Below are 22,075 nucleotides of genomic sequence, written 5' to 3' on the forward strand. Positions count from 1 at the left end.
TCCAATTGTATAACAAAGAATATTGTGTTTCATTCTACTGTATAAGCTCTTCATCCCAAAAGAAGAGATAAAGAATTATAAAACACTTTTCTATTATTTTCAATGTCAAAGAAAGTCCCTCTCTATATAGACTTCATGTATAATAGGAAAGATTCCTAATTTGAACAGAAAGTGAGTTTCTAACTATGTATGATGTAATCGTGATTGGTGGTGGCCCATCTGGTTTAATGGCGGCGATTGCTGCTGGAGAGCGCAAAAAGAAGGTGTTATTGTTAGAAAAAGGCACAAAACTAGGCAAGAAATTGGCCATTTCTGGCGGAGGACGCTGTAATGTTACAAATCGTTTGCCTATTGAAGAAATTGTGAAACATATACCCGGTAATGGCCGTTTTCTCTATAGTCCATTTACCGTTTATAATAATGAAGATATAATTGCATTTTTTGAAGGGCTTGGTGTCGCCCTAAAGGAAGAGGACCACGGTAGAATGTTCCCTGTATCCAATCGCGCACAAGATGTCGTTGATGCGCTGATTAGACAGCTACAACGTCTTCATATTGAAGTTCGTTTACACACAGCTGTCAGTAAGCTTCTAATGGATGAAGATAAAATTTTGGGTGTACGTCTTGCTGACGGCACCGAAGTCCGTAGTCAAGCAGTCGTTGTAGCCGTTGGGGGCAAGGCGGTTCCACAAACAGGCTCAACAGGTGATGGCTATCCTTGGGCTGAACGTGCGGGTCATACAATCACAACCTTATTCCCAACAGAAGTCCCTGTTATTTCAAAAGAAGATTTTATTCAAGAACGTGAGCTACAAGGACTAGCATTGCGTGATGTTGCTGTCTCCGTGCTCAATAAAAAAGGCAAGACACTCGTCACCCATCAAATGGATATGCTCTTTACCCATTTTGGTTTAAGTGGTCCTGCTATTTTGCGTTGTAGTCAATTCGTTGTGAAAGAATTAATGAAAACAGGCTATGAGCCCGTAACAATGCGTATTCAAACACTGGTACATTATAATGAAGAAACATGTCTACAATATTTAAATAAATTAATAAAAGAAGATCCGAAAAAGGCTGTGAAAAATGTTTGGAAAGGCATAGCACCTGAAAGATGGCTCTTGTTCTTATGTGAGCGAGCACATATTGATGTTCAATTGACGGGCGCTGAATTATCCCAAGAGAAAATTCGTCAGCTAGCACGTTTACTAGTAAACTTCACGTTAACAGTGAGTGGCACACAGTCACTTGATAAGGCATTTGTAACAGGTGGCGGTGTCTCTGTAAAAGAAATCGAGCCAAAAACAATGGCCTCAAAGAAAAAAGAGGGACTGTTCTTTTGTGGAGAAATTCTTGATATTCATGGCTATACAGGCGGCTATAACATCACTTCAGCCCTAGTAACGGGACGTATTGCAGGAATGCATGCGGCATTATAATAGGAGAAAAAGCGTGTCCGTGGAACAACGGACACGCTTTTTTAGCTTTCACTAGACATATAAACTTCTTCAAATGGTTGGATAATAACAAAGCCCTCACCAGAAAACGCCATCTGGATGGATTCTCCACTGCCTCGGCCGATAAATGTACGGAAGCTAATATCTGTTTTAAATTCAGGTGTTAAGTTGCCTGACCATGCGACAGTAGCATGCGGATCAGTATATACTGTTTCACCTGGTTTCACTAATAATGTCAGTGGTTCAAAATGAGTTGTAATCGCAACCTTCCCTGTTCCTTGAAGGGTTACATTAAATAAACCACCTGACATGATGCCAGCCATTTTACGCATCAAACGTATATCCCATTCGATGCTAGGCTCAAAGGCAAGTAAATCATTGCCATTGACACAAATACTGTCGTTTTTCAAATCAAAAACAGTTACTTTCTTTCCTTGGTCCGCTAAATAGAGTCTGCCCTTTCCGCTAGCTTTCATCAATTGCGTACCTTCACCCGTTAAAGCCTTTTTAAACATTTTTCCAAAACCATGCTCCAAGACGCGCTCACGTTCAAATTTAATATCACCTGTATAGGAAATCATTGCGCCCATTTTTGACCACACTTCACCGTTTAGATTAACCTCTAATACACGTTCAGTTTCCAATTCAAAATAATCATTCTCATTATCGTCCTGCTGTGTTTTATGAACAAATTCATCTAAAGAAAATTTCCCCATGATTGATCCCTCCCTAATTACTTTATATACGTTGTTCTTTGAGAAAAGATTCAATTTTTAATAGTTTGTTCCTCATCATGAATTTCGTTACAAAATTTCTCTTTTAATTACGAAATCACTTTATTTCCAGTAATGTTATTGACATCAGACATGTGCTGTTATACATTAAACAAAGAAATTACAATTGTTATATAACAAACACTTCAAAAAAAATAACTATATAAGTGCCATCCACGAAATGACACCTATATAGTAAATTGAAAGTTCATATTATTGTGTAGCAGATACATCTCCAACATTTTGCGCTGCTTTTAAAGCTGTTTGCTTACGTACATCTGCACGTAACGTTAAGGAAATAATCAACGAAGCTGCGATTAAACCTGCGAATACATAGAATACAGGAATATAGCTTCCATACGCATTTTTGATTGCACTTACTAACAATGGTCCAAAAACTCCACCCAATGACCACGTTGTTAATAAATAACCATGAATCACACCAAGTTGCTTTGTGCCAAATAAATCACTTGCAAATGCAGGTAGATTTGAGAACCCACCACCATAGCAACTAACAACTAAGAAGATAAGTGCTTGGAAAATAATTACGTTAGTTGTATGTGGTAAAACGATAAATGTGATTAGCTGTGCAGTAAAGAAAATAACGAAAACGTTAGAACGACCGATATAATCAGACACAGCGGCCCAGATTAAACGACCACCACCATTAAATAACCCCATAATTCCTACCATTGCGGCAGCACCTGCTACTGATAGACCGACAATTTCCTGTGCCATTGGTGAAGCAACAGAAATCATCATAATCCCTGCTGTTACATTAACTAAATGCATGGACCAAAGCATCCAGAAGTGCTTTGTTTTAACAGCTTCTCGTGCTGACATAACAGCTAAATCTTTCTTAACTACGTCCTTACCATTATTGGCAGCTGCTTTCATATTAGCAGGCATATAACCTGGCTTAGGTGGTGCTATATATGAAGCCCCTAAAATCATTAACGTGAAGTAACTTGCCCCTAGAATAAAGTATGTTGTAGAAATGCCAACTGCCTCCATTAAGTTGGCTGCGACTGGTGCTGTAATAAGTGCACCCGATCCAAAACCAAGTACGGCCATACCTGTTGCTAGACCACGACGGTCTGGGAACCATTTTACAAGTGTTGATACAGGTGCAATATAGCCAATCCCCATTCCTAATCCACTAAGAACACCATATGTTAACCAATACATAACAACAGAATCCATTGAAATGGCTACACCAGCACCAGCTTGTCCTGCTCCAAATAAGACAGCTGCTACCATCGCCGATTTACGTGGTCCCATTTTTTCTACTAAACTACCAAATAATGCAGCTGAGAAACCAGCTAACCCCATCATAATGGTAAAGGCAATCGTTACCTTTGTTTCACTCCATCCCATTTCTGTGACAATCGGTAGCTTGTATACACTGTATGCATAGGCTCCACCGATTGAAAGGTGAATAGCGATTGCAGATAATGCAATTAACCATCTATTTTTATTCATAAATTCTCATTTCTCCCCTCTTTTGCTACCTGTGAAAATTCTATGAACGTCCATGTAAAACAATTTACCACTTAGAATTATTCAAATGCAAGATGTTTTTCTAAAAAATATTATTTCTCCAAAAAGTTTTTCTCTTTTCCATTAATATATTCTGTCTCAAAAACCTTACAGTCTCTAAGTATAACTACGTATTTCTTACAAAAAACATAACACCATTTAGCTAATATTACTTTTCTACTCTATTCTTTAAACACCAATTAATTATATTAATATAATTAAAATTGTGCATATTTTCACATTCGCTAAATGTATACGTCTTATTTTACCAGCAGAATCATTATGAGTATCTCTCATAAAAAGAAGCACACCAAATCAATAGTATGTAGAAATTTATAGAACAAAAGAGCATTTTATAAATGTAATAGACAAAATTTTTATATTTATAAATACCTAGCATTTTTTATAAACTGATTTATGTTTACTTAAATTAATAAAAAAATAATTTTTTTACAATACAGTGAATGCATATTTTATAAAATGCTTTCAATACCTAAAGATTTTTATTATCCAAATATATATTTTCTCTACAAAGAATAAGAGATAAAATTCTATTAACTCAGTATCAATTGCTTCTACATGATGGAAATATTCTAAAAGGAGATTTTTTTGAAGTAATATTATTTTTGCACAAAAACAATACATACAATCTACAAAAAAACAGCATGCCAGAAATCATTTCTAACATACTGTACAGAAAAGTGCTTTTTTTAATTTATTTTTCTTTTTAGCAAGAGCAAAATTTTAATTTCTTTATAATAAATACACAACAAAATTCCTACTAAAATTAATAAAGAGCCATATATTTGAACACTTGTAGGGAATTGTTTTAAAAATACAGCACTCAATAGCATGGCTATAGCTGGCTCAAAGTTTAACAACAACGACGCATTTGTTGAGCCGACCTCTTTCATTTTTTGATTCCATATTAAATTGCTTACCCCATGAATAATAATCGCTGATAAAATGAGCAAAAACCAGTAGGGTATTGCAACTTGCCAATTCGTCTGCGGCAAAATAGTAAATGAAAACGGCACAAGCACCAGTAAACCTATTAAATTTGTATAGAACGTAATCGACTGGGCTGACATTTTCAGACTAAGATGATTGACAATAATGAGGAACAAAGCAAAGCTTAGCATTGTAATTAAGCTCAGCACCTCACCCTTACCGATTGAAATGGTGATAAGTGCCCCTTTTGTAATGATGAGGCCAACACCAACAAATGAAAGTATTGCACCTAGCCAAAATATGCCGTTACGTGATTCATGATAGATCATTTTATTCAGCAGAGATGTGACAATCGGTGCACAGGCTAATATTAAAGCCGCAGTGATAGGAGAAGTGTGCTGGAGACTAGCATAAAAGCTATAGTGATTAATGGAAACGCCCAGTATTCCTGCAAGGATCAATAACAATAAATCATTTCTTGTAAATGTTGTTCGGTAGATTGCTTTCCAACTAATCCCCCCTAAAAAGAGAACAATGACAATCAATCTAAAAATGGCAACTGTTAAAGGATCCCAATGTTCAATTAAAATAGAGCCAATAATGAAGTTACTGGCCCAAAAAAATACACAGCTAAATAAAATCATATAGATTGTTAGTTGTTTCATATTTTATCGCACCCGCAAATAAAGAGATTTCTACATAAGTAATGGCAAATCTACTTCCCTTTCCTTTATTCATCTTTTCTATTAAAACATAAGTATAGCAAACTAGAAAATTTCTAGTTTGCTATGTTATCTAAATAAGGGGGATTTAGATTTATGCTTAATTGATAAACTTTCCTTTAGACATAACCACTCGGTTGGATGGTTTACGTGCAATAACTTCCGCGCTTGATACTGCGTCAAAGAATACAAAACTTGCTTCGTCCTTCACATTCGGCCAAACCTTCTGACCATTTGCATCTAATGGCGTGACACCACTTGTAATATATTTTAATGTTTGTCGAATAGAGCGTTCGTCAAGTTTACGAGAAATATCTGCAAAAGTAGTCGCTTTTTCTAAAATATCTCCTGAGCCATTAGGACTCCAAGAATCATAAAAGCCGTCACAACCAAAATGGACATCCACGCCGTGCTCTGTTAGCAATTCAATCGGTGGAATTAATCGTCGCAAATCAAATGGCACCGTTGACATTATTTTTACTTGTTGTTGTGCTAAACGATCTGCAATTTTATGTTGCTCCATGATTGATACATCACCAAGTGAAAAGGCATGACTTATTGCCGTTCTCCCCTGATATTTGGCATCCTCCACGATGTCTATCCATTTATCGATTGTATAATACCCAACATGTCCACCATCATGTAAATGAATATCGACATCAACATTAAATTCCTGTGCAATATCCATCACTTCATAAAGAGAAGGCTCGATCGAGTTATCGATGCCAGCTGGATCTAGGCCGCCAATCATCGTCGCTCCATTGCGTAAAGCTTCACGCAATAATTTAGGGACATCATCTCTTAGTAGACCATGCTGTGGAAAGGCAATGACTTCGGATGTCACGACATCTTTATAATCGTCCAATGCCGCTAGTACACCTTCTAAATTTTTTAATCCAATGTATGGATCGATATTGACATGTGTACGAATATGATTCGCACCATTCTTAAGGATTTTTTCAATCATTGCAGCCGCACGTTGTTTACCTGTTGTAGCAAGTACGGATAACTCTTGTGCTTCACGATCAAGTCGTTCCTTTAAATTCTTTACGGGCACACAAGCCTTCCACGGTAAAGATAAGTATGTTTTATCTAAATGATTATGCATTTCCTTAAAGGCAGGTAATAGCAGCTTCCCTTTCATATCTGTGACTTCGTTTTGAGAATCGATTGCGTCTGTTGCGGGTACAATTTGCGAAATGAAGCCATCTGTAATTTCAAGGTGAAAAAGCTCCACTTTCGTTCCAACTGTATCATTTTCCTTTAGATATTCTCCTGTTTCAAGTAGAACATTTGTAAGCCAGTGCTTCATCTGAATTCTCCTTTCAACTCTCCTACATCCTGTTGGTGAATCATTTTGCCTTGTGAAATGACCGTAGTAATTGGGCATCTTCTTGCTATCACATGTGCAGTGCTCACGCCATCCACTAACAGCATATTCGCTTTATCACCAACTTGTGGCCAAACACGTTCTCCTACATCATTCAATGGTGTGATACCGCCAGAGGCGTATTTCCAAGCTCGACTTAATGAATATTCATCAATAAAACGGAATCTCTCCGCCATGACATTTAATTTCATAATCGTATTACCAGTACCATATGGTGACCAATGATCTGTTAAGCTATCATGTCCCACAGATACCTTTACACCATTGTTATAAAGATAAGGAATTGGTATTGTCGAACGGTTCAAATCGATTGGTACAGTTGTTGTTACATCCATTTGTACCTCAGCCATGGCTTGAACTAAATTTTCTAAACGTGACTGTTCTAAATCAGCAAGTGCCATCGCATGGCTAATTGTGACTTGACCTTCTTTTTTCGCCTGTTTCGTTAACTCAATCAGTTTATAAAATTCAAATTCGCCTAGCGTGTTCGCTGTGTGAATATGAATATCGATCCCTGCATTATAGTCTTGTGCAATACCCATCGTTGTTTGCAATGACTTTTCGATATTGCGATCTACAATGGATGGGTCAACGCCTCCAACAAGCGTTGCTCCCATCGCCATTGCCTCACGGATTAGTCCCTCTACATTGGAGCGTAATAAGCCATGCTGTGGAAAGGCTACAATATCATAGGTGATTTGATCTTGATAGTTTGCTAAAACTTGTTTTGTAATTTCAATATGCTTTGTCCCAATTTGTGGGTCAACATTACAATGTGAACGAATATGTGTGTGTCCTTGGGAAATGAGCCACTTCACCATTTCCTCAGCTCGATAAGCAGCTGTCGGCAATTGTTTAGGTAGTAGTGTTCTTTCTTCTTCAATGCGTGTTAAAATCCCTTTAGTAATGGGTCTTGGTGCCTGCCATTCTCCGCCGAAATACGTTTTATCAATATGAATATGCATTTCACGGAATGAAGGGACTAATAGTTGCTGTTGTGCATCTATTACTTCTACATCTTCATCAGCCACTATATCCTTATCTACTTGTTGAACATGTCCATCTTCGATTAGAACATCATAAATACCTGTACGAGTAGCAACAATGTGTTCATTTTCGCGCTCATATGCTTCTTCTAATCTCACATTTTTCAGCAATAGTTTACTCATAGTTTCCTCCCAATTGGTATTTTTTCGTCTATCACCAAATTTAATTACTCTACAATTTCAACGCCACTGATCATCGTGTAGTTAGATGCATCTAACCAGAAACCTTTTACAGCATTGCTGTAAACTGCTAAATGCTCATAGTTACGCACTGGAATATACACAGCTTCGTCTAACTCGATTTGCATTGCTTTTTTGTAGATTTCATTACGTGCCTCTTGGTTTGCTTCAGAACGCCCTTGCTCAATTAGCTTGTCTACTTCTGGATTTGAATAGTAGAAATGGTTTCCTGGAGGCCCCATAGATGCAGTGTGGAATAGATTGTATTGGTTATAATCAGCATCACCCGTTGCATTACCCCAACCACTAATAAAGATTTGATGCTGTTCTTTCGTAATTTCAGAAATAAATGCACCATACTCCATTACTTGAATATCAACATCTAATCCGATTCCTTTTAATTGAGATTGAATAACCTCCGCCATGTTGATACGCTCTTTACGGTCACTTGTCAGTAATTTAACTTTTGTTCCCTCTTGAACGCCAGCTTCTTTTAACAATTCTTTAGCCTTCACTACATCATAATCATAAGGTTTCGTTTCACTAGAATATCCAATAATTTTTGGACTCATTGCAGAATTTGCAAGTGTTCCTACATTATCATAAATACCGCTAATAATTGCTTCACGGTCAACAGCATAGCTAATAGCTTGACGTACTTTTACATCAGATAATAACGTATCTTTCACGTTGAATCCGATAAATTCTACTGCTAGTCCTTCTGCACGGAATAAATTCATCGTTGAAGAATTTTCAATACGATCAATCTCTGTTACAGGTACTTGTTCAGCAATATGTGCTTCTCCACTTTCAATCATTGCTAGACGAGTAGAATCCTCTGGTACAACTTTAAATGTTACTTTATCTACTTTCGGTACAGTCCCCCAATAATCTTTATTCGAAATTAAAGTAATTTCTTGACCAGATTTCCAAGTTTCAAATACAAATGGGCCTGTTCCTACTGGATGAGTTGCTAATTCGTCCGCTGCTTCAGCAATCGCTTTCGGGCTCATCATGCTACCCTCTTGACTGGCTAAAATAGATAGAAGCGGAGCATATGGTTCTTTTAATTTCAACGTTACAACATATTCATCATCTACCACTACTTCACTAATCATAGATAATTTATCACGCTGTGGTGATCCAGTTGCAGGATCTAGAATTCGGTCAAATGTCGCTTTTACAGCCTCTGCATTAAAATCTGCTCCATCATGGAATTTAATGCCTTCATTTAATGTAAATGTCCAAGTGACTTCATCTTTTTGCTCCCACTCTTTTGCAAGTAATGGAACAATTTTACGATCTCTATCAAAAGCGACAAGTGTTTCATATACCTTGCCATGAATAATATTTGCTGATGGAATATCTGTAATAAAGTGAGGATCAAGACTTGTTGCATCTGCTGCTCTTAGAACAACTAATTCTCCTCCTACGCTTTTTGATCCCTCTTTGGAACCTTCTGTACTATTATTGCTAGCAGTAGAGCAGGCTTGCAGAATAAGTACAGTTATTAGTGCCATGAATAAAAACAACTTCATTTTCTTCATCAACATTTCCTCCTTGTGTGATTTGTTCCTTACATTTCGAATTATAAAGAAATAAAATTCACTTGTTTTTTAAAATTTTTACGTGTTTTTTAAATTTTCTGACTAATAAGCCATAAAATATTTACATTCTTTACGCTTTTCACTAAATTGAAATCAAATCAAATAGAAAAGGAGTATTCGATATGAATAAAGTAACAACTACAATTGATCATTCTGTTTTAGTGAATGCACGCAAGGCATCTAGAAAAAAGAATCTTGTTTCTTTCCTAAACAAAATCAAAAAGAATAAAGCAGCTGTCGTAGGAGGCATCATCATTCTTCTATATATATTGATGTTTCTTATCGGGCCCATTTTAGCCCCTTACGATCCCTACGACGTACAATTAGATCAAAAATTACAAGGACCAAGCGTTGAACATCTAATGGGAACGGATGACAAAGGGCGAGATATTTTAAGTCGAATTTTATATGGATCACGTTTATCAATTGGTGTTGGTATTTCAGCTGTTTTATTCGGTGGTACAATCGGCACTTTCTTAGGTCTTATTGCTGGCTATTATGGCAGATGGGTTGATTCTATTATTAGTAGAATTTTAGATATCATGCTTGCGTTCCCAGGTATTTTGCTAGCTTTAGCGATTGTTAGTGCATTGGGGCCGAGCCTTATCAATGTCACAATTGCTGTTGGTTTTTTCTCTATTCCTATGTTTGCTCGTATTGTACGTGGCTCAACAATGGAGGTTAAAAAATTAGAATATATCGATGCTGTCAAAACACTTGGAGCAAATGATATGACGATTTTAATTAAGCATATTTTTCCAAATATTTTATCACCTATTATTGTACAAGCATCTATGCGCTTAGCAACCGCTATTCTATCTGCAGCAGGACTATCATTCTTAGGTTTAGGTGCTCAGCCACCATCTCCTGAATGGGGTGCCATGCTTTCTAACGGACGAGATTTCCTATTTACTGCTCCTTATATGGCGCTATTCCCAGGTATTATGATTTCTATACTTGTATTAGGCTTTAACTTATTTGGTGACGGTTTACGCGATGCGCTAGACCCAAGAATGAAAAATTAAAGGAGAGAAGACACATGACATTATTTATCTTAAAACGACTAGCTCAAATTATTCCTGTAACACTTGGTGTAACGCTTGTTGTTTTTCTAATTATGCAGATGATTCCAGGAGACCCAGCGATTATTTTAGCAGGAGAAGGAGCTTCTCAAGAAACGGTTGCAGAATTACGTGAAAATTTAGGGCTCAATAAACCATTAGCAGTTCAATATACAGACTATATTAAAAATCTTCTACAAGGAGATATGGGTAACTCTTTAAAAAATAATCAACCAGTATTCGAGGAAATTACCTCCCGATTACCGATTACCATAGAGCTAGCCTTTTATAGTATTTTAATCACCATTGTTCTGGGGCTTATTGCGGGTATTATCTCCGCTATCCGTCCTTATTCTTTGATGGATGTAGGATTAATGGTTGTCGCTTTATTAGGGATTTCCCTTCCAAGCTTCTGGTTAGGAATTTTATTAATGTATGTATTCTCTGTACAGTTACACTGGCTTCCTGTAGCAGGCTGGGATAGTGCCAAACATATTATTCTACCAGCTGTCACACTTGGTGCTGGTGGAGCTGCCATCGTCGCTCGTATGACTCGCTCTAGTATGTTAGAGGTTGTAAACCAAGACTATATACGAACAGCGAAAGCAAAAGGCTTAAAAGGATACATCATCATTTTAAAGCACGCATTACGCAATGCCTTGATTCCAGTTATTACAGTAGTAGGCTTACAGTTTGGTAGTTTACTTGGCGGAACAGTTTTAGTTGAATCGGTTTTCGCTGTAAACGGATTAGGACGAATGATTGTAGATGCCATTCGAACACGTGATATACCAGTCGTACAAGGTGGCGTTCTTGTTGCCTCATTAATATTTGTTTTCATTAATCTTTTTGTAGACATATTGTACCGATTCTTTAATAAACGAATGGATTTAAACTAGGGAGGGGAAAAACGGATGAAACAAGAAACCGTGTTGGAAGTAAAAAATTTACAAACCTATTTTTATTCGAGTGAAGGGGTTGCCAAAGCTGTCGATGGGGTATCCTTTACTCTTCAAAAAGGAGAAACACTGGGCATTGTTGGTGAATCTGGTTGTGGAAAATCCATGACTTCCCTGTCATTACTTCGTTTAGTACCATCGCCTCCTGGTAAAATCATCAATGGCGAAATTTTATTAAATAATACAGACATTTTGAAGCTCTCAGATGAAGAGCTACGTAAAATTCGGGGCAATAAAATCTCGATGATTTTCCAAGAGCCTATGACAAGCTTAAATCCTGTATTATCCGTTGGAGAGCAAATTGCTGAATCCATTCGATTGCACCAAGGCTTATCACGAAAAGAAGCATGGCAAAAGGCTGTCGATATGATTCGCCTAGTTGGGATTCCTGCACCCGAAAAAAGAGCGAAGCAGGAGCCTTATCAGTTAAGTGGTGGGATGCGACAGCGCATTATGATTGCCATGGCACTAGCGTGTACACCAGATGTGTTAATTGCTGACGAACCGACAACTGCCCTTGATGTAACTATTCAAGCTCAAATTATTGATATTATTCAAAACCTGCAAAAACAACTAGGCATGAGCATTATCTTCATTACCCATGACCTTGGTGTTGTAGCAGAAATCTGCGATAAGATTGCTGTTATGTATGCGGGACAGGTTGTAGAAGAAGGCACAACAGAAAGTCTTTTTGAAAAACCGCTACACCCTTATACAAATGGATTAATTCAATCATTACCAAAGCTATATGAAGACCAAGAAGAATTATCTACTATTCACGGAACTGTCCCAAGTCCCTATAATTATCCAATTGGCTGCCGTTATGCAGAACGTTGCCCATTTGCTACAGATTTATGTCGTGAACAACAGCCTGAGCTTTTGACTGTTGAGCAAGGAAAAAAGGTAAGATGCTGGATGTACAGTAATGAATGGCAAGAAGAAACACTTATGAAGGAGCTGACAGTATGACAACAGCGCAACATACACAACCACTATTACAAGTAAATGATTTAAAGCAGCATTTTTTCTTAAAAAAAGAAAAGCTCTTCGGTCCACAGCAGGTTGTAAAAGCTGTGGATGGGGTGTCTTTCGACATCATGCCTGGTGAGACGCTCAGTATTGTAGGAGAATCTGGCTGCGGAAAATCAACAACTGGTCGTTCTATTTTAAGATTAGATGAGCCTACTGCTGGAGAGGTATTATTATTCGGTAAAAATTTAGTGAATATGAACAAAAAAGAGCTTCGTGCTGCACGCAAGGACATTCAAATTATTTTCCAAGATCCCTATGCGTCCCTTAACCCACGAAGAACCATTCGTAAAATGTTAACAGAGGCCATGTCTATTCAAAAAATTGTACCATCTGAGCATCAAGAAGCACGCATGATTGAATTAATGTCTCTTGTCGGGTTACCTCCTGAATACTTAGAGCGTTATCCACATGAATTTTCGGGTGGTCAGCGTCAGCGGATTGGTATTGCCAGAGCCCTTGCTGTTAATCCTAAAATTATTATTTGTGATGAGTCTGTTTCTGCCCTAGATGTTTCCATTCAAGCTCAAATACTAAATTTACTAAAACAACTACAAAGAGATTTAGATTTAACCTTTTTATTTATCTCACACGATTTAAGTGTTGTTCGACATATTTCAGACCGTATTATGGTGATGTATCTTGGAAAGGTCGTAGAAATTGCTGATAAGCATTCCCTTTTTACTCAGCCACATCATCCTTATACAAAAGCACTGTTTTCTTCTATACCTGTTATTGATAAGCAGCATCGTAAAGAGCGTATTATTTTAAAAGGTGACTTACCATCACCTCTTAGTCCCCCTACTGGCTGTAGCTTTCACACACGTTGCCCATTCGCAACGGATAAATGTAAAGCAGAAGTGCCAGCACTACGAGAGATCACTGCAACACATAAGGTAGCTTGCCATTTCGCAGAAAATTTAGTTTAATGTATCTTACACTTACAAAATAAACGGAGAGGTCATTATGTTACAACCAGAAACCTTCAACATATATATTCTCCTATGTGTAATTGCTCCAATTATTGGAGCTTTTCTGCTTACTTTTATATTTATTTTCGAAAAGCAAATCGATAGCCTTGAGGAGGAAAAAAGAAATTTAGAGCTTGAGCAGGATTTACAAAGAGCAAATATTCTCCAGTTGAATCAGCAAATACAGCCACATTTCTTTTTTAATGCATTAAATTCATTATTAAGCCTAGCTCGCATCAATCGGAAGGAAGATTTGGTTGCGGGCATTGAGGCTTTGGCAACATTTTTTAAATTTAAATACAATAATCATGAGGTGTTAATTGCGTTAAAGAACGAGATACAATTTGTCGATAGTTATTTAAATATTCAACAATTGCGATTTGGCCATCGTTTGACTGTAAATAAATATGTTGATGATGAAGCACTATCCGTCCAAATACCACCTTTTATTCTGCAGACTATTATTGAAAATGCCTATAAACATAGCTTTGAAAAACATATAGGACCTGCTGAGCTATCCATTACAATCAAAAAAATGGATAATAGCTTATTAATTGAAATTAAAAATACACAGCCTTTAGAAAAAATAGAAATGACTACTGAACAGGTAGTAGACGAACTGCAGCAAGGTTATGGGCTCGAAAATATTAGAAAACGGCTTGAGCTCATTTATGGGCTCGAAAATATTTTATTCTCGATTCAAAACAATGAACAGCATTACACTGTTACCATCCATGTTCCCGCTTAGGCATTCTATCAACTGGAAGGAGAAAGGAGTATCTCGCCATGAATATTTTAATCGCAGATGATGAGCCATTAGAGCTTGAGCAAATGATTTATTTATTAAAGCCACATTTTCCGAATTGGACCTTCCATACTGCCCAAGATGCCTCACAAGCTCTGCAATTAGCTAAGAAGCACCGTATGACTATCGCCTTTTTGGATATTCAAATGCCTGGGAAAGATGGAATCACGTTGAGCAAGGAATTAAAAGCGCTTTATGAGGTAGACATCATCATGGTAACAGCTTATCAAACCTTTGAATATGCCCAACAAGCATTGCGTATCGGGGTAAAGGATTATCTTACAAAACCAGTCATTGCAAGTGAATTAGATGCTATTGTGGAGAAATATAAGGTGTGGAGTTCTAACCATGATGCGATTCAAAGCGCACTTTCCTATATTCATGAAAACTATTATGAAAAACTGAGTCTCAATATTATTGCTGAAAAAATTCATTTGAATCCAAGCTATTTAAGTCGTAAATTTTTGGAGGAGCAGTCTATTGGCATTAATGAATATATTAATAATTATCGCCTAGAAATGGCTGTAAAAAAAATCAATGAAAATCTAGACACAAGTATGTCTGCAATTGCTGAGAGCTGTGGTTTTAATAGTCAGCACTATTTTAGTGTTGCGTTTAAGAAAAAATATAATCAATCACCACGTCAATATAAATCCTCTAAAATGAGTAAAGGTCTTTAATAGTATGCTAAGGAAGTTTTCATTGCTTGTTCCATTTGCAAGTTTAAGCACAGCAGCAGGAGTCATTATTCTTTTAGCGAGATGGATTAATGGTAATTTATTATTGTCCTCTCCTTCAGCCCTTATTTCTTTTGGTTTTATGGCGGGCATTTGTTATACATTAGCAACAGCTATTTCATTTATCATACTTGGTTCATTGCTGAATAAGAGCGATTACACACAAAATCAGCATACACAAAGCTTTTTGCTCTTTACCATACAGCGTAAATTATCTGGAATGAATTTAAAGGTTATACGTCTATTTTACTTGTTAACAGGTATTGAACTTTGGCTTATTCAATTAATAAGCATTAGTGTATTGTCTGAAATTATGTTAAATATTCCAGTCCCTATTACACTTTTTTTCTTTTTAATCGGCATCTTACTTCTTGACCGCATCATGTCAGTGAAAAGTATACTATGGTTGGAAATTTTATTTATTATTGCTCTTTTTTCATTACTTATTTTTATCCCTATTTATTACTTTGTACTAAATGGGGCAAGCACCGTATATGAGGGTATTCGCTTATATCACCCTTATTTATTTTATTTTAAAAATAGCGAAATTCTGCTGTTCTATGTCATTATTCAACTAGCCGTTTTAGGACAAGTATTTTTTGATAAATCAACATGGTATTTAATTGCCTTTATAAAACCTAAAAAAGTACGTAGCAGTCTGTTTTCCTCAGGTGTAATTTTAGCGTTATTAACGCTATCATTTACGGCAATTTTAATGATTGCCCTATACAGCGGATCATTTGGCCAATTCCAAGTACTGATTTTTACATTTTTATATGAAGTACAACCAGGCTTTCTGACATTTGCTTTTCTCGTCATTGTCCTATTAGCCATTGTCACAACCTTGCTTGTAGACATGCGGGCAACGAAACGTTTTTTTGTGACGAAAAGACCCTATTATTTCTATTTGATTGGCCTGATGATTATTTTATTCACCTGTTTCTTATCTATCGATTTAACGATTTTAGGTGTTATTTATTCTTTTGCCTTTCTGCACATTACCATGCTACCGTTTTTGTTAATCCTTTTATTTACGAATCGCCAAATTCATAAGCACAGCTGGCTTGTCATCCTGCTATCCATCATCATTGGAATTGGTGTTGGTTTAAGCTTTAATACGCTTTACGGATTAGCTACCAGCTTTATGATCTCGAGTATTTATCAATTAATGCTTCAGACTGAAACAATGGAAAAAAATACCTGAACTCGAGATTATTCGGGTTCAGGTTTATAAGTTATTTAACTGATATAAAATAAAAATAGGATTAGTGATAGCAAGCCAACAATGGCCGAACTAATGGAAAGATAATGTCTTTTTTCCTCTCGACCATAGTAATAGTCAATGAAAATAGAGCTGAAAAGGCTGACAACTAAATATCCTCCAATGATAACAGTAAATAAAATCCACCCTTTAATTATGATCACCATGAGCATCATGGTATTCAAAATTTTAATAGCCCAAACAGCACGTCTATGATGACTATTGACATACTCCTTTGGTATAGTAAACATTTTCCTCATTAGTTTATCGCCAAGCATTTGGATTGCTAGAAAAATAACTAGCATAGCGATTAAACCTGACATTCCAAATTTAGCATCATCATTGAGAATAAGATCTAAATAAGCCTTGGCCAAATCTTTATTTTCTACTTTATAAAATGAATTGTTGTCATAATCAACAATTCCGATATCCTCGTCGTTTATGAACATTTTCAGCTTCATAACCTGACCTTTTTCAAATTCTACCCAGACATCACGTTGTAATCTAAAAAAAGTACGCTCATTCATTTGAGTCACTGTAGCTTGCTGTAATAGTTGTTGTAATAACACTTTTTCTGAACTTTGCTCCATTACTCGTTGTCCAATGACCCACCCAGGTCTTCCAGCCTTAAAGATCTCCTCATCCGAATTGTAAATCATTGTATATTTTTTTATTGATTGCTGCTGTGCTAATTGAACAATTGAAGCATGTTGCGTTTGCTCTATCTGCCCTAATGGACCGATTTCTATTATCAATAGAAACATAACTATCGCGCCTATGATAATCAAAGGATATGACCAGCGTCTTGTCTTTTTTGTTTGCCGCACTTGCCGTAAAATATCCTCCTGTAAGGATTTCGTAAATCGTGGTGTTTCGCCAAGTTCTTGATCCAATTTCTCTTTAAAAGTTGTCATTCATTAACACCTCCCACTTACTATTCGCTAATTTTTCCTGTAACATTTTTCTTGCTCGATGCAATCTGGTTTTAACTGTATTTTCTGCACATGTAAGAATATCTGCAATTTCTCTAACCTTTAATTCCTGATAATAATAAAGGATGACGACTTCTCTATAAGTAATAGGTAACTCAAATAAAGCATTTGTTAATGTTGTCCGTTCATCCTGTGCTAATAGCATCGTTTCTGGTGTTCGTTTACTTGTTCCAATATGCAATTTTTCCAACAGTTGATGGCGTTTATTTTTCCAGCTTCGCAAATAATCATGACTTTTATGTACAGTTATTTTAACTAAATAGGTCTTTAGAGATGCTCTTTGTTCAAAGCGATCCTGCTGCAGATAATAAGAAAAAAAGACATCCTGGACTATTTCTTCTGCCATCGCCCAATCCTTTACATAAAGATAAGCCACTCGTAAGCAATATTCTCCGTGTTCTTCCATAATGGCCACTAAATGCTCACTCATCCAAACACCTCCTATAAACATTCACCCTATAGTCGTAATCCGAACTTAGTTGGTTTCAAAAAAAATCGAAAAGTTTCGTTAACATGAAGGTCATAAAAAGAAAAAATCCTCACACAATAAGAGGGTATTTTTTATGAATAGTAACTCCTAATGAAATAACCTACATTTTTAAGAATGAATTTATTTGTATGCCATGTTGCATACTTTTTTTCTTTTATCTATTGAATAACTAGCAAAAAAACTGTTATAGTGAGATTGTTTGTCTGACGTCTGACTAATTAAGATCTTTAGCTGTTCTTCTGAAATTGGAACATCAGGACAAAATATCACAGATACTTATGGAGGAACTTATGAGATACTTAATATCCTTTTGTGGATTGTTACTTGTTTTTGCCTTAGCTTTATTAATGAGTAAAAACAAAAAAGAAATAAAATATAAATATATAGTGATTATGTTGATCATCCAATTTTTATTGGCAGCTTTACTACTTAATACAACGGTCGGCTATGTGCTAATCAAAGGAATCACCAAAGTATTTGATCACTTATTGTCCTATGCAAATGCAGGTATATCATTTGTTTTTGGTGGCTTAGCAAATGAAGGCGAATCACCCTTCTTTTTAACAGTTTTATTACCGATCGTCTTTATATCTGTTCTGATTGGGATCTTGCAGCATTTTAAAATTCTTCCTTTTCTGATGAAATGGGTAGGTTTATTTTTAAGTAAAGTAAGTGGCATGGGGAAATTGGAATCCTATAATGCTGTTGCTTCTGCTATGGTAGGCCAATCCGAAGTGTTCATAACTGTTAAAAAGCAATTAGATAAGATTGCACCACAACGTATGTATACATTATGCGCTTCTGCTATGTCGACTGTTTCGATGTCAGTAGTTGGAGCTTATATGACGATGATTGAGCCAAAGTATGTTGTTACGGCCATTGTATTAAACCTGTTTGGTGGATTTATTATTGTTTCCATCATTAATCCATATACTGTGGATGAAAAAGAAGATATCTTAACAATTGAAGATGAACAGAAGCAAGCGTTCTTTCAAATGATTGGCGAATATATTATGGATGGCTTTAAAGTAGCCATCATTGTTGGGGCGATGCTTATTGGTTTCGTAGCATTAATGGATTTAATCAATTCATTATTCGATATGATTATCGGTATATCTTTCCAAGAAATATTAGGCTATATCTTTGCGCCAATCGCTTTCCTAATGGGTATCCCATGGGCAGATGCTGTGGCTGCTGGCGGTATTATGGCAACCAAATTAGTAACAAACGAATTTGTTGCTATGATTAACCTTGGCGATGTTGCCGAGTCCATGAGTGAACGTACATTAGGTATTATTTCTGTATTCCTCGTATCTTTTGCCAACTTTTCATCAATCGGGATTATTTCGGGAGCTGTAAAAGGTTTGAATGAAAGGCAAGGGAATGTCGTTGCTCGATTTGGACTAAAGTTGTTGTACGGTGCTACACTCGTAAGTATCCTAACAGCTATTATTGTGGGATTGATTATTTAATTGTATCAGGAGCTATTTATTGAACTGCACTCAGTTAGATGGGTGCAGTCCTTATTTTATTGCTTAAGCTCTAAATTAAAAAATGTACATTACTAAAATTGAATTTAGTAATGTACATTTTTACTTTATATCTCTTTATTTTACGACAATATTGACAAGTTTGCCTGGAATAACGATGATTTTCACTAAGCTCTTTCCTGCCATGTATTCTTGAACCTTTTCATCGGCAAGTGCTACTTTTTCAATATCCTCTTTTGAAGCATCTTTTGCTACGACAATCTTAGCACGAACTTTACCAGCAACTTGTACAGCAATTTCTACTTCATCATCCACAAGCTTTGCTTCATCATATGTTGGCCATTGCTCATATGAAAGAGTTGAATCGTGTCCTAATAGTTGCCATAGTTCTTCTGCAATATGCGGAGCGATTGGAGCTAGCATTTTCACAAAGCCTTCAGCATAAGTCGTTGGAATCACATCAGCTTTATAGCAATCATTAATAAAGACCATCATTTGTGAAATAGCTGTGTTAAAGCGGATGCCTTCATAATCCTCTGTCACTTTTTTCACTGTTTGGTGGTATGATTTTTCAAGTGATTGATCGTTAGACACTTGAATTTTTGTTGAAATTGCGCCATCTTCTTCACTGACAAATAGACGCCAGATACGGTCTAAGAAGCGACGTGCTCCATCTAAACCATTTGTAGACCATGCAACAGAAGCCTCTAGTGGGCCCATGAACATTTCATATAAACGTAATGTATCGGCACCATGTGACGTAATGATTTCATCTGGGTTGACAACATTGCCCTTAGATTTAGACATTTTCTCGTTACCTTCACCTAGAATCATTCCCTGGTTAAATAATTTTTGGAATGGCTCTTTTGTATGAACAACGCCTAAATCATAGAGAACTTTATGCCAGAAGCGAGCGTATAGTAAATGTAATACAGCATGCTCCGCACCACCAATATAAATATCAACTGGTAACCAACGTTTTAGTAACTCTGGGTCTGCAATCGCCTCAGTATTTGTAGGGTCAATATAGCGTAGGAAGTACCAGCTCGAACCTGCCCACTGCGGCATTGTATTTGTTTCACGACGCCCTTTTTTACCTGTCTCTGGATCGACAACATTTACCCATTCTTCAATATTTGCTAATGGTGATTCACCAGTACCTGATGGACGGATATTATCTGTTTTTGGTAGCATTAAAGGTAATTCTGATTCTGGAACTGGCGTAATCGTGCCATCTTCCCAATGAATCATTGGAATTGGTTCACCCCAATAACGCTGACGGGAGAATAACCAGTCACGTAGACGATAAGAAATTTTCTTCTCCCCTACACCTTTTTCCGCTAACCATTCAATGGCTTTCGCAATGCCATCTGCTTTATTTAAGCCATTCAGGAATTCAGAGTTAATATGTTGACCATCACCTGTAAATGCTTCTTTGCTAATGTCTCCACCTTCAAGTACAGGAACGATGTCTAAGCCAAATTCAGTTGCGAATTCATAGTCACGTTCATCATGTGCTGGCACCGCCATAATAGCACCTGTACCATAAGACACTAACACATAGTCAGCAATCCAAATCGGCACTTTTTTACCGTTTATCGGATTCACTGCATAAGCACCTGTAAATACACCTGTTTTTTCTTTCGCTAAATCTGTACGCTCTAGGTCAGATTTCATTTTAACTTTCTCTAAATAAGCCTCAACAGCTTGGCGTTGGTCAGCTGTTGTAATTTGTTCCACTAATTTATGCTCTGGTGCAAGCACACAGTATGTAGCACCAAACAATGTATCAGGACGTGTTGTGAAAACTGTGAAGTTTTGATCAGAACCGTCAATGGCAAATGTCACTTCTGCCCCTTCTGAACGGCCAATCCAATTGCGTTGCATATCTTTAATTGATTCAGGCCAATCAACTTCTTCTAAGTCATCGATTAAACGATCAGCATAGGCTGTAATTTTAAGCATCCACTGCTTCATTGGTCTGCGTTCTACTGGATGACCACCACGCTCTGATTTCCCATCAATTACTTCTTCGTTAGCTAATACCGTGCCAAGTGCTGGACACCAGTTAACAGCTACTTCATCTACATAAGCTAAACCTTTCTTATAAAGCTGGATAAAAATCCATTGTGTCCATTTATAATACTCTGGATCAGTTGTGTTAATTTCGCGATCCCAATCATAGCTGAAGCCTAGCTCTTGAATTTGACGTTTAAATGTCGCAATATTTTTAGCTGTAAATTCAGCTGGATCATTCCCTGTATCAAGTGCATATTGCTCAGCTGGTAAACCAAAAGCATCCCAGCCCATTGGATGAAGTACATTATAGCCTTGCATACGTTTAAAGCGTGATAGAATATCAGTTGCCGTATACCCCTCTGGATGGCCTACATGTAGTCCTGCGCCAGATGGATAAGGGAACATATCTAAAGCAAAGAATTTAGGCTTCGCTGTTTCATTTTCAGTTTTAAATGTTTTGTTATCAGCCCAATATTGCTGCCACTTTTTTTCAATTTGTTCATGATTAAAACTCATTTTTTTTCCTCCTTCGATTGATCGTGCTGCTCTCCATCATAATTGACAAAATATTTAAAAAATAAAAAAACTCGCCCCTTTCT

18 protein-coding genes are annotated in these 22,075 nt (G+C 36.8%); 9 read left to right on the forward strand and 9 right to left on the reverse strand.

Annotated elements, in window-relative coordinates; translation table 11 throughout:
- Positions 1-185: 185 nt before the first annotated feature.
- Positions 186-1,436 (forward strand): NAD(P)/FAD-dependent oxidoreductase, encoded by a 1,251-nt coding sequence (locus MKY76_RS17415; protein WP_342556903.1) that lies wholly within the window; start codon positions 186-188, stop codon positions 1,434-1,436.
- Positions 1,437-1,477: 41 nt separating this feature from the next.
- Here MKY76_RS17415 and MKY76_RS17420 read toward each other — a convergent pair whose 3' ends face one another.
- The 6 genes from MKY76_RS17420 to MKY76_RS17445 all read right to left on the reverse strand — a co-directional run bounded on the left by MKY76_RS17420 (position 1,478) and on the right by MKY76_RS17445 (position 9,602).
- Positions 1,478-2,170 (reverse strand): AIM24 family protein, encoded by a 693-nt coding sequence (locus MKY76_RS17420; protein ID WP_054549925.1) that lies wholly within the window; start codon positions 2,168-2,170, stop codon positions 1,478-1,480.
- 270 nt (positions 2,171-2,440) lie between these two features.
- Entirely contained in the window at positions 2,441-3,709 is a 1,269-nt protein-coding gene (locus MKY76_RS17425; RefSeq protein WP_004226054.1) for an OFA family MFS transporter, read from the reverse strand.
- 767 nt (positions 3,710-4,476) lie between these two features.
- A complete protein-coding gene (locus tag MKY76_RS17430) occupies positions 4,477-5,382 on the reverse strand; it encodes a DMT family transporter (protein WP_313870347.1) in 906 nt (301 codons plus the stop codon).
- 157 nt (positions 5,383-5,539) lie between these two features.
- Positions 5,540-6,751, reverse strand: coding sequence for an amidohydrolase (locus tag MKY76_RS17435; RefSeq protein WP_048391128.1), 1,212 nt, complete (start codon positions 6,749-6,751; stop codon positions 5,540-5,542).
- A complete protein-coding gene (locus MKY76_RS17440) occupies positions 6,748-7,998 on the reverse strand; it encodes an amidohydrolase family protein (protein WP_066038087.1) in 1,251 nt (416 codons plus the stop codon). The genes MKY76_RS17435 and MKY76_RS17440 overlap by 4 nt, the downstream gene beginning before the upstream one ends.
- Before the next feature lie 44 nt (positions 7,999-8,042).
- A complete protein-coding gene (locus MKY76_RS17445; RefSeq protein ID WP_048391124.1) occupies positions 8,043-9,602 on the reverse strand; it encodes a glutathione ABC transporter substrate-binding protein in 1,560 nt (519 codons plus the stop codon).
- A 182-nt stretch (positions 9,603-9,784) separates the two neighbouring features.
- Between MKY76_RS17445 and MKY76_RS17450 the strand changes: the two genes are divergently transcribed.
- Genes MKY76_RS17450 through MKY76_RS17480 form a run of 7 tightly spaced genes read left to right on the forward strand, consistent with a single transcriptional unit; the run spans position 9,785 to position 16,428 of the window.
- Positions 9,785-10,687, forward strand: coding sequence for an ABC transporter permease (locus tag MKY76_RS17450; protein ID WP_048391122.1), 903 nt, complete (start codon positions 9,785-9,787; stop codon positions 10,685-10,687).
- 14 nt (positions 10,688-10,701) lie between these two features.
- On the forward strand, positions 10,702-11,622 hold the full coding sequence (nikB, locus tag MKY76_RS17455; protein WP_048391119.1) for a nickel ABC transporter permease: 921 nt from the start codon (positions 10,702-10,704) through the stop codon (positions 11,620-11,622).
- Positions 11,623-11,637: 15 nt separating this feature from the next.
- The gene (locus MKY76_RS17460; protein WP_342556904.1) at positions 11,638-12,651 is read left to right on the forward strand and encodes an ABC transporter ATP-binding protein; all 1,014 of its coding nucleotides are present in this window, start codon (positions 11,638-11,640) and stop codon (positions 12,649-12,651) included.
- Positions 12,648-13,640 (forward strand): dipeptide ABC transporter ATP-binding protein, encoded by a 993-nt coding sequence (locus MKY76_RS17465; protein ID WP_342556905.1) that lies wholly within the window; start codon positions 12,648-12,650, stop codon positions 13,638-13,640. The genes MKY76_RS17460 and MKY76_RS17465 overlap by 4 nt, the downstream gene beginning before the upstream one ends.
- 37 nt (positions 13,641-13,677) lie before the next feature.
- Positions 13,678-14,430, forward strand: a complete 753-nt coding sequence (locus tag MKY76_RS17470; protein ID WP_048391114.1) for a histidine kinase — start codon at positions 13,678-13,680, stop codon at positions 14,428-14,430.
- 38 nt (positions 14,431-14,468) lie between these two features.
- The gene (locus MKY76_RS17475; RefSeq protein ID WP_004226027.1) at positions 14,469-15,167 is read left to right on the forward strand and encodes a response regulator; all 699 of its coding nucleotides are present in this window, start codon (positions 14,469-14,471) and stop codon (positions 15,165-15,167) included.
- 22 nt (positions 15,168-15,189) lie between these two features.
- Positions 15,190-16,428, forward strand: coding sequence for a permease (locus MKY76_RS17480; RefSeq protein ID WP_259948538.1), 1,239 nt, complete (start codon positions 15,190-15,192; stop codon positions 16,426-16,428).
- Positions 16,429-16,463: 35 nt separating this feature from the next.
- On the opposite strand, the gene MKY76_RS17485 is transcribed toward MKY76_RS17480, so the two are convergent.
- The gene (locus tag MKY76_RS17485; protein WP_342556906.1) at positions 16,464-17,399 is read right to left on the reverse strand and encodes a hypothetical protein; all 936 of its coding nucleotides are present in this window, start codon (positions 17,397-17,399) and stop codon (positions 16,464-16,466) included.
- Positions 17,386-17,907, reverse strand: a complete 522-nt coding sequence (locus MKY76_RS17490; protein ID WP_342556907.1) for a sigma-70 family RNA polymerase sigma factor — start codon at positions 17,905-17,907, stop codon at positions 17,386-17,388. Before MKY76_RS17490 ends, MKY76_RS17485 begins: the two co-directional genes overlap by 14 nt.
- Before the next feature lie 350 nt (positions 17,908-18,257).
- Between MKY76_RS17490 and MKY76_RS17495 the strand changes: the two genes are divergently transcribed.
- Positions 18,258-19,439 (forward strand): nucleoside transporter C-terminal domain-containing protein, encoded by a 1,182-nt coding sequence (locus MKY76_RS17495; RefSeq protein WP_048391105.1) that lies wholly within the window; start codon positions 18,258-18,260, stop codon positions 19,437-19,439.
- 135 nt (positions 19,440-19,574) lie between these two features.
- Here MKY76_RS17495 and leuS read toward each other — a convergent pair whose 3' ends face one another.
- Positions 19,575-21,992 (reverse strand): leucine--tRNA ligase, encoded by a 2,418-nt coding sequence (gene leuS / locus MKY76_RS17500; protein WP_342556908.1) that lies wholly within the window; start codon positions 21,990-21,992, stop codon positions 19,575-19,577.
- Positions 21,993-22,075 lie beyond the last annotated feature (83 nt).

This window comes from Lysinibacillus sp. FSL P4-0201 (assembly GCF_038593425.1).
GTDB classification, from domain to species: domain Bacteria; phylum Bacillota; class Bacilli; order Bacillales_A; family Planococcaceae; genus Lysinibacillus; species Lysinibacillus capsici.